This is a genomic window from Streptomyces sp. NPDC046215 (assembly GCF_040646215.1).
Classification (GTDB): domain Bacteria; phylum Actinomycetota; class Actinomycetes; order Streptomycetales; family Streptomycetaceae; genus Streptomyces; species Streptomyces stramineus.
This window is the reverse complement of sequence record NZ_JBEYZW010000078.1, coordinates 16,279-31,735: the sequence shown is the minus strand read 5'-3', so window position 1 is coordinate 31,735 and position 15,457 is coordinate 16,279. Positions and strand designations below refer to the sequence as shown.

13 protein-coding genes are annotated in these 15,457 nt (G+C 72.3%); 9 read left to right on the top strand and 4 right to left on the bottom strand.

Annotated elements, in window-relative coordinates:
- Window positions 1-127: 127 nt before the first annotated feature.
- The 3 genes from ABZ951_RS26730 to ABZ951_RS26720 form a co-directional block, all read right to left on the bottom strand.
- Window positions 128-1,390 (bottom strand): FAD-dependent oxidoreductase, encoded by a 1,263-nt coding sequence (locus tag ABZ951_RS26730; protein ID WP_344088685.1) that lies wholly within the window; start codon window positions 1,388-1,390, stop codon window positions 128-130.
- A 165-nt stretch (window positions 1,391-1,555) separates the two neighbouring features.
- Window positions 1,556-2,887: a deoxyguanosinetriphosphate triphosphohydrolase gene (locus ABZ951_RS26725; protein WP_344088688.1), complete on the bottom strand. Its 1,332-nt coding sequence runs from the start codon at window positions 2,885-2,887 to the stop codon at window positions 1,556-1,558.
- Window positions 2,888-3,378: 491 nt separating this feature from the next.
- On the bottom strand, window positions 3,379-4,605 hold the full coding sequence (locus ABZ951_RS26720) for a Cmx/CmrA family chloramphenicol efflux MFS transporter (RefSeq protein WP_344088691.1): 1,227 nt from the start codon (window positions 4,603-4,605) through the stop codon (window positions 3,379-3,381).
- Window positions 4,606-4,987: 382 nt separating this feature from the next.
- Here ABZ951_RS26720 and ABZ951_RS26715 point away from each other — a divergent pair, with 382 nt between their 5' ends.
- From ABZ951_RS26715 to ABZ951_RS26700, 4 genes are all read left to right on the top strand, one after another.
- A complete protein-coding gene (locus ABZ951_RS26715; protein WP_344088694.1) occupies window positions 4,988-5,575 on the top strand; it encodes a TetR/AcrR family transcriptional regulator in 588 nt (195 codons plus the stop codon).
- A gap of 168 nt (window positions 5,576-5,743) precedes the next feature.
- Complete coding sequence (locus ABZ951_RS26710; protein WP_344088697.1) at window positions 5,744-6,535, top strand: cupin domain-containing protein; 792 nt, start codon at window positions 5,744-5,746, stop codon at window positions 6,533-6,535.
- A gap of 39 nt (window positions 6,536-6,574) precedes the next feature.
- Window positions 6,575-7,030: a luciferase family protein gene (locus tag ABZ951_RS26705; protein WP_344088700.1), complete on the top strand. Its 456-nt coding sequence runs from the start codon at window positions 6,575-6,577 to the stop codon at window positions 7,028-7,030.
- A gap of 112 nt (window positions 7,031-7,142) precedes the next feature.
- Entirely contained in the window at window positions 7,143-7,910 is a 768-nt protein-coding gene (locus ABZ951_RS26700) for an oxidoreductase (RefSeq protein WP_344088703.1), read from the top strand.
- 49 nt (window positions 7,911-7,959) lie between these two features.
- On the opposite strand, the gene ABZ951_RS26695 is transcribed toward ABZ951_RS26700, so the two are convergent.
- Window positions 7,960-9,483, bottom strand: a complete 1,524-nt coding sequence (locus ABZ951_RS26695) for an FAD-dependent monooxygenase (RefSeq protein WP_344088706.1) — start codon at window positions 9,481-9,483, stop codon at window positions 7,960-7,962.
- Between the two features lie 904 nt (window positions 9,484-10,387).
- Here ABZ951_RS26695 and ABZ951_RS26690 point away from each other — a divergent pair.
- From ABZ951_RS26690 to ABZ951_RS26670, 5 genes are all read left to right on the top strand, one after another.
- The gene (locus ABZ951_RS26690) at window positions 10,388-10,573 is read left to right on the top strand and encodes a tautomerase family protein (protein WP_344088709.1); all 186 of its coding nucleotides are present in this window, start codon (window positions 10,388-10,390) and stop codon (window positions 10,571-10,573) included.
- Window positions 10,574-10,706: 133 nt separating this feature from the next.
- Complete coding sequence (locus tag ABZ951_RS26685) at window positions 10,707-11,426, top strand: cupin domain-containing protein (RefSeq protein ID WP_344088712.1); 720 nt, start codon at window positions 10,707-10,709, stop codon at window positions 11,424-11,426.
- Window positions 11,427-11,435: 9 nt separating this feature from the next.
- Window positions 11,436-13,265 (top strand): asparagine synthase (glutamine-hydrolyzing), encoded by a 1,830-nt coding sequence (gene asnB, locus ABZ951_RS26680; RefSeq protein ID WP_344088715.1) that lies wholly within the window; start codon window positions 11,436-11,438, stop codon window positions 13,263-13,265.
- A complete protein-coding gene (locus tag ABZ951_RS26675; RefSeq protein WP_344088718.1) occupies window positions 13,262-14,326 on the top strand; it encodes a PrpF domain-containing protein in 1,065 nt (354 codons plus the stop codon). Before asnB ends, ABZ951_RS26675 begins: the two co-directional genes overlap by 4 nt.
- Window positions 14,305-15,444 (top strand): acyl-CoA dehydrogenase family protein, encoded by a 1,140-nt coding sequence (locus ABZ951_RS26670; RefSeq protein WP_344088721.1) that lies wholly within the window; start codon window positions 14,305-14,307, stop codon window positions 15,442-15,444. Before ABZ951_RS26675 ends, ABZ951_RS26670 begins: the two co-directional genes overlap by 22 nt.
- Window positions 15,445-15,457: the final 13 nt, after the last annotated feature.

Sequence of the window (15,457 nt, the reverse complement as noted above, 5' to 3'; positions counted from 1 at the left end):
CACTAACGCGCCGGTTGTGTTGTTTTCGTATTCGCTCAGCCGAAACCAGCCCGTCCGGCGTTTGAGGACACCGCCGCGCAGCGGTGGTGCACCCCCGCACCCCGCCGGCCGAGGCCGTCGTGCGCCGTCAGGGCAGCAGGGATTCCAAGGGGACGCCCGGGTCGGCGAGGGCGTTGGCGTCGAGGCGGGCGCCGGAGCGGATCAGCCGCTGGACGGTGTCCGTGACATCCCACACATTGACGTTCATCCCGGCGAGCAGCCGGCCCTCGGACAGCCAGAAGGCGATGAACTCGCGCTTGCCGAGGTCGCCGCGGCAGACGACCTGGTCGTAACTGCCGGGGGGCGCGTAGCCGGAGTACTCCAGACCCACGTCGTACTGGTCGGAGAAGAAGTACGGCACCCGGTCGTAGGCGACCTCCTGGCCCAGCATGGCGCGGGCGGCGGCGGGCCCCTCGCCCCGGGCGTTGGCCCAGTGCTCCACGCGCAGCCGGGTGCCCAGCCAGGGGTGCTCGGCGGCGGCGACGTCACCGGCGGCGTAGATGTCGGGGTCGGAGGTGCGCAGGGAGGCGTCAACGGCGATGCCGCCGCCGTCGGCCCGGTCGACCAGGGCGAGGCCGGCCGCTTCGGCCAGGGCCGTGCGGGGCGCGGCGCCGATGGCGGCGAGGACGTCGTGGGCGGGGTGCTCCTCGCCGTCGTCGGTGCGGGCGGCGAGGACCATGCCGTCGTGGCCGGCGATCTCGGTGAGGCGGGCGCCGAAGTGGAAGCGGACGCCGTGCTCGGCGTGCAGGTCGGTGAAGAGCTGGCCGAGCTCCGGGCCGAGGACGCCGTACAGGGGGGTGGGCTCGGCCTCGACGACGGTCACCTCGGCGCCGTACCCGCGGGCGGCGGCGGCGACCTCCAGGCCGATCCAGCCGGCGCCGGCGATGACGAGGTGGCCGTTGTCGCGGCCGAGGGAGGCGAGGACGCCGCGCAGCCGCTCGGCGTGAGCGAGGCGGCGCAGGTGGTGGACGCCGGCGAGGCCGGTGCCGGGGATGTCCAGGCGGCGGGGTTCGGCGCCGGTGGCCAGCAGCAGCCGGTCGTAGTGGATGAGGGCGCCGTCGCCGAGGCGGACCGTCCTGGCCTCGCGGTCGAGGTGGACGGCGGGCTGCCCGAGGTGGAGCTCGATGTCGGCGCGCGCGTACCAGGCCGGCTCGTGGACGAAGACGCTGTCGCGGTCGTCCTTGCCGATGAGGTACCCCTTGGACAGCGGCGGCCGCTCGTAGGGGTGGTCCCGTTCGTCGCAGATGAGGATCACCCGGCCGCTGAAGCCCTCAGCGCGGAGGGTCTCCGCGGCCTTCGCGCCGGCCAGACCTCCTCCGACGATGACGAACGTCTGGTGTGCGTCGACCACTTGCTGCCTCCTCGCTGCCACGCAGTGCGTCTGCGCTAACCGCCCCCGGTCGAAAACGCCCGTGCAGAGGGTCCCGCACGGAGCCGACGGCCGGAAGAGGGACTACCCCGGACGGGTAGTACCCGCATGGTGCGGGGTGCGTACCCCGATCCTGTGGACATTCGGTCACCCTTTTGCCACGGACCGCCCTTCGGTGAGCCGGGCGCGCAGCGAGCGTGCGGAGACGTCGGTGAGGCAGGCGATCTGGTCGACGACGGCCCGCAGCCGCCCCGCGTCGTCGGCGGCCTCCGCGTACAGGGAGCGGAACTGGGGGTCGAGGCCGTCGGGGGCCCGGGCGATCAGCGCCTCGGCGAGCTCGGCGATGACCACGCGCTGGTCGGCGCGGAGCTTCTCCTGGTCCTCGCGCTGGATGACGTAGCGGTCGGCGACGGCCTTGAGGACGGCACATTCGAGCCGGGTCTCGCGGGGGACGACGAGCATCGCCCGGTAGCGGGTCAGCCGGCCGGGGCCGTAGGCGGCGCGGGTGGCGGATTCGGCGGCGAGGCAGAACCGGCCGATGAGCTGGCTGGTGGCGTCCTTGAGCCGGGCCTGGGCCACGGCGGAGCCGTCGTAGCCGTGCGGCCACCACTGCTGTTCGAGGAGGCGGTCGAGGGCCTCGGCGAGCTCGGCGGGCTCCGCGCCGGGGGCGTAGCGGCGGCCGGCGACGGCGAACACTTCGCGGCGCTCGGGCTCGGCGAGCAGGCAGTTGGGGTCGAGGTGGCCGGCGTGCAGGCCGTCCTCGACGTCGTGGACGGAGTAGGCGACGTCGTCGGCCCAGTCCATCACCTGGGCCTCGAAGCTCTGCCCGCCTTCGGGGGCACCCTGGCGGAACCAGCGGAAGACGGGGACGTCGTCCTCGTAGATCCCGAACTTCGCCGAGGAGGGGTCGCTGGGGTGGCCGCCGCGTGTCCAGGGGTACTTGGTGGCGGCGTCGAGGGCGGCCCGGGTGAGGTTGAGGCCGACGCTGAACAGCTCGCCGCTGCCGACGCGGGTCACGAAGCGCTTGGGCTCCAGGCGGGCGAGGAGCCGCAGCGACTGTGCGTTGCCCTCGAACCCGCCGCAGGGCTCGGCGACTTCGTTGAGCGCGTGCTCGCCGTTGTGGCCGAACGGGGGGTGGCCGAGGTCGTGCGCGAGGCAGGCGACCTCCACCAGATCGGGGTCGCAGCCGAGGGCCGCGCCGAGCTCGCGGCCCACCTGGGCGCACTCCAGAGAGTGCGTCAGCCGGGTGCGGGGGCTGGCGTCCCACGCCTGGCCGCTGACGCCCGGCGTGACGACCTGCGTCTTCCCGGCGAGGCGGCGCAGCGCGGCGGAGTGCAGGACGCGGGCCCGGTCACGCTGGAAGGCGGTGCGCCCCGGGCGCTTGTCGGGCTCGGGCGCCCAGCGCTCCAGGTCCGACGCGTCGTATCCGGCGAGGCCGGGCTGATCCTGTTCCCCTGCGGTCCGTGCTGTGCCGTTCATACCCCCGACGGTAACCGCCGGGTGTGACAGCGGCGACGACGCGCCGCCCCGCGCGGGGCGGGGCCCCGGCGGCCCGGGACCGGGCCCCGGGCCGGGCGCGCCCCTGCCGCCCGGGAGATGGACGGCACGCGGCCCGGGCGGTCCTGCCGGGGCACCGCACCCGGGCCGCGCGGGCCGGCCCCCGGCACACCGGGAAGGACACGGACCGGGGCCGGACCCCGGGCCGGCGCGCGGGCCGCCGGATGCGCTCCCGCCGCCCCACAGCCGGACGGCACGCAGCTCAGGCCGTCCTGACGAAGCGCCGCACCCGGAACTCGCCTCACGCCGGGCCGGGTACGACGCCGTGCCCGGCGACGGTCGTCATGGGCAGCGACCGCCCAGCGACGACGCGCTCCCCGCGCGGGGCGGGGCCCCGGGCCGGGCGAGGGCCCGGCCCCGCTTCCCGCCGCCCCGCAGCCGGACGGCACACGCCCGGCGCGGCGGGCGGGCCGTCAGCCCTTCACCGGGGAGGAGTCGGCCGTGACCAGCACCGCTTCCCCCGTGGCGGCCGGGCGGCCGTCCCCGGTCGCCCCGCGGCCCGCCCTGTCACGGCTCGCTCCGAGCAGTGCCGTGCCGAGCGCGAGGACCGCGAACGCCGCCCCGACCCAGCTGGGGGACAGATAGCCGTAACCCCCGCTGATGGCGAGGCCCGCGATCCAGGGGCCCGCGGCGTTGCCGATGTTGAAGGCCGAGATGTTGCCCGCGCTGGCGAGGGTGGCCGCGCCGCCGGCCTCGTTGAGGACGCGGGTCTGCAGGCCGGGGTTGATGAGGAAGCCGGCGACGCCGAAGACGATGAGGGTGATGACCATCAGCGGCTTGTTGTGGGCGGTGGCCGAGAACAGGGCGAGGATCACGCCCAGCAGCACCATGCCGACGCACAGGGTCCGCATCAGGTTCCGGTCGGCGAACCGGCCGCCCAGGAAGCTGCCGCAGAGGGTGCCGACGCCGAACAGCACCAGGAGGATGGGGACGACCCCGGAGGAGAAGCCGGTGATGTCCGTCAGCAGGGGGGTGATGTAGGAGTAGGCACCGAAGAGCGCGGCCTGGCTGAACGCCGTGGTGGCCAGGGCCAGCCACATCTTGCCGTTGCGGAACGCGGCCAGTTCGTCGCGGATGCTCGCGCTCTCGTCCCGGGGCTGGTGCGGGATGAGGGTGATGACGCCGACCAGGCCGAGCAGGGCGAGTGCGGTGACGGCCCAGAACGGGGCCCGCCATCCCCAGTGCTGCCCGAGGAAGGCGCCGAGCGGGACGCCGGCGATCGTGGCCAGGGTGAGGCCACCGAACATGATCGCGATGGCACTGGCCCGCTTGGCGGGCGGCACCAGATCCGCGGCGACGACCGCGCCGATGCCGAAGAACGCGCTCTGGACCACCGCGGTCACCACGCGGGCGACCAGCAGGACGTTGTAGCTCTGTGCGGTGGCGGCGAGCACCTGGCCCGCCAGGAACACCACCAGCAGGGTGACGAGGGTGGCCTTCTTGGGCACCTTCGAGGCCACCAGCGCGACCGCCGGCGCGCCGACCGCCGCGCCGACCGCGAAGGCGGAGATGAGCATGCCCGCGGCGGGGATCGAGACGTCGAACGCCTCGGAGAGCTCGGGGAGCAACCCGGCGATCATGAATTCGGTGGTCCCGAGGCTGAAGATGGTCAGCCCCAGGACGAACAAGGCGATTGGCATGGTGAGTCCTCCAGGCGGATGAGGAGAGCGCCCTCAGGGGCGAACGCGGAGCGTTGACCTGCTCGGCCGGGGTCGGTTCCGACGGCTCTTCACGGCCCTCGCCCGCCGGCGGCCGCCGCGGACGCGTGCGGGATTCGGGGCCCGGCCGTACACCGTCCGCGGCGGGAGCCGCCGCGCACAAGGCAGTCCGACAGTGCGGCGATGACGCTACCCGAACTGGATCGTTCGGTCCACTAAAACCTTGCCACGACCCGTTAAATCCCTCGGCAAGGCCCGCAGGAGTGCCCAATTACCCGAACAATCAGGGCGATATGGCCTTCAGTCACATGAGCAACAGCTCGGAATACTTGACCGATCGATCCTTGATCCCTACCTTTGAGCCATGGCGAGACAACGCGGCTTCGACACCGCCGACGCACTGTCCAAGGTGATGGAGCTGTTCTGGGAAAAGGGATACGAGGCCACGTCCGTCACGGATCTGTGCGAGACCACCGGCCTGGGCCGGGGGTCCCTCTACGCGGCCTTCGGCAGCAAGCAGGAGCTCTACGAGCGGTCGCTGCGGCAGTACGTCGATGTGACGATGCATCACCTGCGGGACCAGCTCTCGCGCCGGGTGCCGCTGCGGCAGGCCGTCCGCGATCTGCTGCTCGACCGGATCGACGAATCACTGGCCGCGGGGGAGCGCCCCGGCTGTCTGCTGGTGGGCGCGATCGTGGAGCGGTCGGCGCACGACACTGCCACGGCCCGCATCGCCCAGGACGCGATCACGGCCACCCAGGCCGCCTTCGCCTCGACCCTGCACTCCGCACGCGCGGTCGGCGAGATCCCCTCGGAGACCGACGTCGAGAGCCTCGCGGGCTTCCTCACCACCATGGTGCAGGGGCTGCGGGTGATGAGCATGTCGATGCCGGACAGGAAGCTCCTCACCTCGATCGTCGATTCGGCGCTCGCAGCCCTCCCGGGCGAATGAGCCCGCGCGGCTGAAGCACCGCGAGAGCGGGGCCGCCCCGGCGCGCCCCCGCTGTCCCCGTCCCGCACGCCCCGGGTCCGCCCCGGCAAGGCGGTCGCGTTCCGGCGCCCACGCACGTCCCGGCATACCTCCACGAATGGCACGGTCATCGGCGAAGGAGTTTTCCGCATGCTTTCCAGTTCGACCAAGGGGCGAATAATCCGCCGCAGTGAATTCACGTTCGCGGCATTCGACTGGGGCCGGGTGGCCGAGCCCGTCGGCCCCGCCATGGGGGCCGAAAAGGTCATCCTCACCGTGGTGGAGGTGGCCCCCAACGCGGTCTGGAGCCTGGGCTGGGCCTTCGAGGAAGAGAACGTCGTCGTCATCTTCGAAGGGTCCGGGCACGGCGACGTGACCAGCGAACGCACCGCGCTGCGCCGGGGATCGGCCCTCCACTCCCCCACCGGGCGGACCCTGCAACTGGCCGCGGACGACAACGGGCTGACCGCGTACGTCTGGCGCACCAAGCTGCTGGGTCTCGAACCCCGGGGCGCCTCGCCCAAGACGGCCGGCGCGCTGACGGACAGCGACGTCCAGCTGAGCTCCTTCTCCGGGATCGGCGAGGCGCCCGCCGAGGGCGACGGCGCGCTGATGAACTTCGTCTTCTGGCCCGGCACGGGAAGCGCGCGGCTGTGCCTGCACTGCGGCGTCCAGCAGCCCGGGCAGACCTTCAACGTGCATGTCCACCCCGAGAGCGAGGAGGCGTTCATCGCCTTCGAGGGCGAAGGACAGCTCTACCTGCACGACCAGTGGAACGACGTCGAGCCGGGGGACGTGCTCTTCGCCCCTCCCGGCGTCCCGCACGGTGCCCGCAACCCGCACACCGGCGCGGACGCCGCCGCGTTCACCACCTGCGGCGGCCCCACCCCCTTCGACCCGGCGCTGTACCACGCCGCGGGTGTCTCCCCGGACGTGAAGTAAGGCCGTGACGCCCGTCGTCGCGGAGGAGGAAGGAAAGAGATGTTCACACTGAATCTGCCCGACCGCCCCGGTCCCGGTCCACGCACCCGCGGCCCGGTCCCCCATGGCCAGCTGGACCAGATCGCCCCGACCCCCCTGCAGGAAGAGCTCTGGCAGCGGATGCGGTCGCTGAGCGGCGTCTATCTCGCCCCGACCCACGTGCCCTACCCCGAGGCCCGTGCCATTCACCTCGCGCCCGAGTTCGGGACGGGGCCGGACGACGCCTTCATCAGGCAGAGCCGGGAGTTCGCCCACCAGCACCCGCCGCAGGACGGCAGCCTGCACATGACGCTGCCCCCGGACGTGAAGAAGCTGGTGACGGAGGCGGGCTGGGGCATACCCCACCCCATCCAGAACACCCAGCTGGTGTTCGGCCCGCGCGACCGTGACGAGATCGAGGTCGTCTGGCAGATCCTGCTGCGCGCCTACGACTACGCACGCGGGCGCATTTCTTAGCGACTGCCCGCCGAGCGGCTGCCTGCTCGGCACCTGCCTTCTTGGCAACTCCCCTTTGTCGACTATCACCCTGACGTTTCGCACAGCGAATTTTTTCTTATCAGGAGGAACCATGGCGGTAAAGACAGCCGTAGTGACCGGAGCGAGCAAGGGCATCGGCCTGGCCGTGGCCCGGGCCCTGGAGGCCGACGGGTTCCGGGTGGCCGGGGCGGCCCGGACGATCACCCCGGAGCTCAAGGAGGCCGCGACGCTGCCGGTAGCGGTCGATCTGTCCACCCCCGCCGGCCCGGCCGAGCTCATCGAGCAGGTGTCCGCCGAGTTCGGCGGCATCGACGTCCTGGTCAACAACGTCGGCGCGTTCACCCCCCGCACCAGCGGCTTCAGCGCCATTTCCGACGAGGAGTGGCAGCACACCTTCGAGCTGAACTTCTTCGGTGTGGTGCGGACGATCCGGGCGGCGCTGCCCGGCCTCGTCGAGCGCCAGGGGGCGATCGTCAACGTGTCCTCCGCGCGGGCCCGCGGCCCGCAGCCGCCCACGTCCGACTACGGTGCCGCGAAGGCCGCGCTGACCAACCTGAGCAAGGCCCTCTCCATGGAGCTGGGCCCCAAGGGCGTCCGGGTCAACACCGTCTCGCCCGGCCCCACGCGCACCCCCGCCTGGCTGGACTCCGACGGCTTCGGCGCCGGCCTGGCCGCCGCCTCGGGCAAGTCCCTGGAGGAGTTCCTGGAGGGCTTCCCGGCCGCCGCCGGGCTGACCACCGGCCGGCTGACCGAGCCCGAGGAGGTCGCGGAGATCGTGCGCCTGCTGGCCTCCGGCCGGGCCCGGGCCGTCAACGGCTCCGACTTCGTCATCGACGGCGGCCAGCTCAAGACCATCTGACGCGGAGCGGGGCCCGCCCTGGTCACCCCCGGACCAGGGCGGGCCTCCCCTACCGGCCCGCGACCGGCGGCCCGAACCAGCAGGTCAGGGCTGCCGCGAGGCGGTCCGGACCGCTCTCCGCCCCCTGGGCGGCCCAGGCCGTGTAGCCGTCCGGGCGGCACAGCAGCGCGTCCCACTCCAGCGGCTGCCCGTCCGTCAGCCGGACCACCCGCAGCCGATCCGCCCAGCCCCGCGCGCACGACTCCGGCGCGGCACCGGCCCGTGGCGTGAGCAGCAGCAGCGGCCGCGCGTCGGCGAGCAGCTCCGCGACGGAGAAGGGGCCGCTGTCCGTGTGCAGGCGGTGGTTGGGCAGGAACCCGCCCTCCCACCGTGATCCGGCGCCCTTCGCGGGGTAGGTCACGCCCTGCCCGCTGATCACATCGGCGATCCGGCGGTTGACCTCGGGCAGCCGGAAGAGGTCGGCCGTGTGCGCGCGCAGCGGGTCGAACTCCGGGCCGGGCCGCATGAGGGCGCTCTGCGTACGGGTGTTGGCGATGACCGCCTCGGCCACCGGGCGGCGTTCCTCGGTGTAGGTGTCGAGGAGCGCGGGCGGTGCTTCTCCCCCGGCGGCCAGGGCGAGCTTCCAGCCCAGGTTGAAGGCGTCCTGGAGACCGGTGTTGAGTCCCTGCCCGCCGAGCGGGGCGTGGACGTGGGCCGCGTCACCGGCCAGCAGCACCCGGCCGCGGCGGTAGGTGTCCGCCAGCCGGGAGAAGTCGCTGAACCGCGACAGGTGGGCCGGCCGGTCCATCGGTACGTCACGGCCGAGGATGCGGGAGGCCGTCCGGCGCAGGTCGTCCAGGAGGACGGGCCGGCGGCGGGGCGGCAGCGGGTGGGAGAAGTCGTGGGTGATCACCCGGCTGAGCCCCTGCGGGTTCACGTTGATCAGCGTCCACCCCTCGGCCGTGTGGGTCCAGCCGCCGGGAACCGCGAAGGGGTCCAGCAGGCGCACCTGGCCGACGATCGCGTCGAACGTCGGCGCGGAGGTGGTGCTCGGGAAGCCGGCCTGCTCGCGCACCGTGCTGCGCGCGCCGTCACAGCCGACCACATAGCCGGCCTCGATGGTGTAGTCCTCGTCGTCCGCCCGGATCCCGACCTCGACGTGGGTGTCGTGGACCCGCAGGTGCTGGACCCGGTGTCCGCGCCGGATGTCGGCGCCGGCCTTCCGCGCGCGGCTCTCGAAGGCCCGCTCCAGGGCTTCTTGCGGCTGCCCCAGGAGGGGCGGGCCCTCCGCCGTGGGCGCCGAGATCTCCAGCACGGGCATGCCACCGAAATGGAACCCGGTGCTCCGATGTTCCGTGAGGGACCCGGGGTGCGACAGCCGGAGGTAGTCGCGGCGCAGCAGCGACTGGACGGTCCGGGCGTGCAACGTGCCCGCGCGCGGGGTGTCCACGGTGCGGCGGTGGGGTTCGATCACCACGGCCCCGACGCCCTGGATGCCGAGTTCGGCGGCGAGCAGCATGCCCACGGGGCCGCCGCCGGCGATGAGGACCGCGGCGCGCTCGGGCCGCGCCGGGGGAGGAACCAGGTCGGTCATGGCAACCCTTTCGACTGTTTTGAAACTGCTCGCACAGCTCCCATTGTGGATCGATAAGCCGGTTCGCGGCTCGGATTTTTATCCGATCGGTCCAGAAGCCTGCAGGAGGCATGCATCACAGTTGAAGGGTTTAGCCAGCAGGTTCTCCAGTCAACCGGGGAGCCCTGGTGAGACAGGCCACAGAACAGTATGCCGGGTTTGCATAATTTTTAGGCTTTCTATTCTTTAATGAACAGTCAAAATCCCCGGCAACACTTGCGCGGCTGATCGACTTCATGGTGTCGTGGATTTCGTTGGCACCGCACGGCCCGGGATGGTTCCGGAAGGACAGAGCGCCGCTGCGGGAAAACGCCCATGCGAACGTGGTGGAAGGTTTCCCACGTGCACCATCGATGAACACCGGGGGAGCACTGCATGATCAACACAAGTGACGCGTATCGTCCTGAACGCCCCGTCCTCGCCCGTTGCCGGACCCTCCCCAGCTAGAGGCTTCCGCTTGTGGTTCGAGGTTGAGCGTCGCGTTCCACGAGGACGTCTTCACGTTCGGCTCCAGGATTTCTGGACGAACGGATTCCACTAACCCCTGAGAGCGGAGCCGTATCCGGCCTCCGCCCTGGGCCGACGACTGCCTTTCCATGCCCTCAGGGCCGTGGAGCGGGCGTCTTCCCTTTTCCTTACCCCTTTACGTTCTCTTTCACGCCGTCCCGCGCGGCGCCGGGCCTTGCGGCCTGCCCGCGGAGCGGCGCACGGCCGATCGAGGGCCGGGCGCGGCCAGGTGCCGCACCCGCCGTGCCCCGGGCTGCCCGGATACCCGAATCAATACGACGTCAAGAGTTCACGCCGCGGCTGCTCACGCATGCCCTTCGGCATGAATGCTGACCTGTACAGGAAGAGGAATAAAACAATGCCTGTAGTCACCATTGACTGGTGGAGTGGTAAGCAGGAGAAAGACCGCCGGGAATTGGTCGAAGAGGTCTCGGCCACCGTCTCGCGCATCGCCGCATGCCCGTTGGAGGCCGTCACCGTCGTTATCCGTGACGTCGGCCCCGCGCACTGGGGAAGCGGCGGCAGGCTGGCCGCGGATCTCTGACCTGCGCAGACTCCCGCACCCGGCACCGCAGCACAGAAATACTCACCGAAAGAGATCCAGCATGCCCGGTTCACCCACAGGGGAAATCATCCGTGCCTCCTCACTCCGATTCCGCACCGAGGGAAACTGTTCGGTGGCGACCGCCGTGGGCCCGCACCTCGGTGCGCACATCGTCCGGCTCGATGTGGTCCGGATCCCCGCCGGGACGCGGTGGGCCCCCGAGGACGCGGCCGCGGAGGAGAACGTCATCGTCGTCTTCGCCGGCGGCGGCCACGCCACCTCCGGTGACGAGAAGTCGGACGTGCGCCGCTCCGACGCCGTGTACGCGCCGACCGGTGACCCGTACACCCTCACCGCGGACGCCTCCGGTGAACTGACCGCCTACGTCTGGCGGACCACCCTCCGCCCGGAGCGCACCCCCGGCACCGCGCCCCGCCGGTTCTCCAACCTGTGGCGCACGGAGACCCAGCTGCGCGGCTTCAACGGCACCGGCGAGGTGGCCGCCGCCGACCGCACGGCGACCATGAACTTCCTGTTCTGGCCGGGCACCGGGACCCCCCAACTGTGCCTGCACTGCGGCTTCATGGAGCCCGGCGAGTACTTCAACGTGCACGTCCACCCCGAGAGCGAGGAGGCGTTCATCGCCTTCGAGGGCGAAGGACAGCTCTACCTCGCCGACCGCTGGTACGACGCGGTCCCCGGCGACGTGCTCTTCGCGCCGCCCGGCGTGCCGCACGGCACCCGCCACCCCCAGGACGACCCCTCCGCCGCCCGCTTCGCCACCTGCGGCGGCCCCACCCCCTTCGACCCGGTGCTCTACCAGCGCGCCGGTGTCTCGACCGAGGTACGGTGAATCACTGCTGTGTGCAGGATCTTTGGGCACTTCGACGCCGAGGCGACTCCCCACGAGCTCAAGGCCGTCGCCGCCATGCAGCGGCACGGCGGCCCGGACGCGCAGACCCAGGTGCTCGGCTCCGGCTGGGCCCTGGGCAACAACCGCCTCGCCATCATGGACCTCGACGGCGGTGACCAGCCCTACACCCTGGGCAAGGACATCATCGTCGTCTTCAACGGCGAGATCTACAACCACCAGGAGCTGCGGCACAAGCTCGCGGCCAGGGGCCACCACTTCGCCGACTCCTGCGACGGCTCGGTGATCCCGGCCCTCTACGCCGAGTACGGCGAGGCGTTCCCCGAGCACCTGGACGGCATGTACTCCGTCGCCGTCGTGGACCTGCGGGGCGAGCCGACCCTCGTCCTGGCCACCGACGACGTGGGCATGAAGCCCCTGTACTACCACTGGGACGCAGCGCTGCGGCACCTGTACTTCGCCTCCGAGCTCCCCGCTCTGCTGTCGTTCCGCAACGTCCCGGCCTCGCCCTGGGAGGCCGGCCTGGACGCCTACCTGGCGACCAAGACCCCCTTCGGCGAGCAGACCATGTTCGAGGGCATCCAGGTCCTGCCGCCGGCCGCCACGGTGCGGGTCACCCGGTCGGCGGGCATGCGCATCACGCGCCGCGACGTCAGCGGCGGGCAGGCCGCCCACACCGACGGGGCCGAGGCCGCCGCGCACCTGCTCTCGACGCTGCGCACGGAGGTGCACCGGCTCACCATGGCCGACGTGCCGGTCTCCGCCATCACCAGCGGCGGGCTCGACTCCAGCTTCGTGAGCGCGCTGGCCGCCGAGAAGGTCACCGACCTGCACTCCTTCAACATCGCCTACACCGGCACCTGGCCGGCGGACGAGCGGCACTTCGCCCGCGAGGTGGCCGAGCGCAACGGCACCCACCACCACCAGGTGGAGATCGACCCGGCGTCGTTCCCCGGCATGCTCTCGGACGTGGTCTGGCACCTCGGCCAGCCCAACGCCGACCCGATCACCCTGAGCACCTACGCCCTCTTCGCGGCCGTCCGGGACGCGGGCTTCAAGGTGGCCATCACCGGCGACGCGGCCGACGAGCTCTTCGGCGGCTACGACCGGATCAGGGCGGCGGTGAACGCCCCGGCCGGCACCGACTGGGTCCCCGCCTACGTCAACGCGCTGGCCGCGGTCCCGCGCACCCTGCGCGACGGCCTCTACTCCTCGGACTACCGCGCCTTCATGGCCGTCTCCGGGTCGTCCGCCGACCGCATCGCCGCACACCTGCGGGCCTCCACCGCCGACACGATGGAGACCCTGACCGACTTCGAGATCGGCTCCCGGCTGCCCGCCTACCACCTGCGGCGCGTCGACCACCTCAGCATGGCGGCCTCGGTCGAGGTACGGCTGCCGTTCTGCCAGCCCGGCGTGGTGCGCTACGCCCGCGCCCTGCCCCGGTCCCTGAAGGTCACCGGCGACCAGGGCAAGAAGGTGCTGTACGACGCGGCCTCCGGCCTGCTGCCCGACTCCGTGCTCAACCGGCCCAAGCAGCCGTTCACCCTGCCCATCACCGCCATGCTCCAGCCGGGCCAGGCGCTGATGGACTACGCCCGCGACATGCTCTCCGCCGACCGGCTGCGCCGCCGGGGACAGCTGGACCCGCAGCGGGTGGACGAGCTCTTCCGCACCCAGGCCACCAACCCCGGGGACCGCTCGGCGATGGCGATCTGGTCGCTGCTCGTGCACGAACTGTGGCTGGAGCAGTTCTGCGGGCCGACGGCCCGGGCCCACGCCGAGCACAGCGGCGGCGGAGCGCTCGGAGCGACCCGGTGATCGGGCACATCGCCCAGGCCGAAGGGGCTCCCACACCGACCCTGGTACTGGACCGGTCCGGTCTCCCGCCGGACGAGGAGCGGCTGCGTCCGGTGCTGACCACCATCCGCGAGTGGCTCGCCGACACGGGCCAGGAGCACGTCCTCAAGATCGCCATCGTCGGGCCCTCCGACCACCCCCTGTTCGACCTGGACTACCGGTTCGTCCAGGCGCTGCCCGGCGGCAACGACCTGTTCGACTTCCAGGGCAGCTGCGGCCACTCCATCCTGGCGTCCGTGGTCGCGGCGGAGGACCGCGGCTGGCTGCCCCGGCTCGCGCCGGGCGGCCGGGTGCGCGTGCGCGTCCTCAACAACGGCGACCACGTGGTCTGCGAGGTCGACGAGGTCCGGCGGCGCAGCGGCAGCTTCACCGTGCACTTCCTCCAGGACACCCGGGTCCGGCTGCGCGAGCTGCTCCTCACGGGCCGCACCACCGATCAGCTGCTCGCCGGCTCCGGGGTGTACGAGACCTCGCTGGTCTCCATGGGGAACCCCTACGTCTTCATCGACGCGCGGGCCCTGGGCCTGGACACCGAGGAGAAGCTGTTCGGCGCCGGTGACGCGGTGTATGAGCAACTGCTCACGATCCGGGAGGCCGCGGCGGACCTGCTGCGCCGGCCCAGGTCCGGGACCTTCCCCAAGATCGCGGCGCTGGGCGTCTACGCGCCGGGCCGGATCGCCGTCCGGGCGATCTCCGTGCCCAAGTGGCACCCCAGCGTGGCGCTGACGGGAACCACCTGCCTGGCCACCGCGGCGGCCATCCCCGGCACGGTGCCGGCCCGTCTCGCCGCCGAGGCCGGCTGCCCCCGCGGCTACGTCGAGATCCGGACCACGGGCGGGGACACCGCCGCCAGGGCCGCCGTCGACCCGGCGGTCGACGAGCCCGCCGGCGGTCACGGCGACTTCCTGCAGTGGGTCAGCGTGAGCCGCAAGCTCGCCCACCTCACCGGGCCCGCCCGCATCACCCCACTGCGCGACTACGACTACCAGGAGGACCTCGCATGCCAGCCGCTGACAGTCTGACCACCGCACCGGACCGCGAGGAGCTCAGCGCCCGGTACAGCGGACTGCTCGACGTGCTGCGCGGCGCCGCGGCTTCGGCGGACACCGCGGGAGAGCTGCCCGAGGAGGTCTTCGCCGCACTGCGCGCCTCCGGCGTCCTCGGCGCCGCCGTCGCCGAGGAGTACGGCGGGCTGGGCGGCGACGCCGTCCTCACCAACCGGCTGATCGAGCTGGTGGCCGCGGCGGACCCGTCCATGGCGATCATCCTCTTCCAGCACTACGCGGTCAGCGCCCGGATCGGCGAGTGGGGCACCGACGCCCAGCGCGCCCGGTACCTTCCGCTGCTGGCGGGCGGCGAGTGGATCGCCGCCTCCGCCTGGAGCGAGAGCGGCGCGGGCGCCGACAAGCGCAACCTGGCGACCAAGGCCACGCGCGTCGAGGGCGGCTGGCGCCTGGACGGCGCCAAGACCTTCACCACCGGCGCCGGCCTCGCGCAGGTCTACCTCGTGCTCGCCCAGTCCGCCGAGCCGAGCGGGAAGCAGAGCACCTACGGCAGCGACGGGCAGACGTTCTTCCTGGTCGAGGCCGCCAACCCCGGGCTGGTCGCGGACACCGGCATGGACCTGGTGGGCATGCGTGCCTCCGCGACCGGCTTCGTCGAGCTGCACGCCTGCGAGGTCGAGGACAGCGCGGTGCTCGGCCCGCTGGGCGAGGCGACCTCGATCATCGCCGGGGTGCGGGAATCGGGCGCGACGCTGGGCGCGGTGTCGACGGGCATCGCCGAATCCGCCTACCGGCTGGCCCTCGCCCACGCCGAACGCCGGGGCCTGGCCGGCCAGCAGGCCGTCCGGTACCGCCTGGTGGACCTGGCGGCGCGGGTCGAGGCGGCCCGCGCCCTGGTGGAGCGGGCCGGGCGCCGCGACTCCGCCGAGCCGGGGATCACCACGCTCCACAGCAAGCTGATCGCCTCCACCACCTCGGAGGAGGTGTGCCAGGAGGCCCTCCGCCTCCTGGGCAGTGCCGGGTTCCTGCGCAGCCATCCCCTCAACAAGCTGGCGCAGGACGCCCGGGCCGTCGGGCTCATGGGCCCGACCAACGACCTGTGCCGGGAACTGGTGAGCGCCCGGTGGACCGCATGAGCGAAGGGCACGG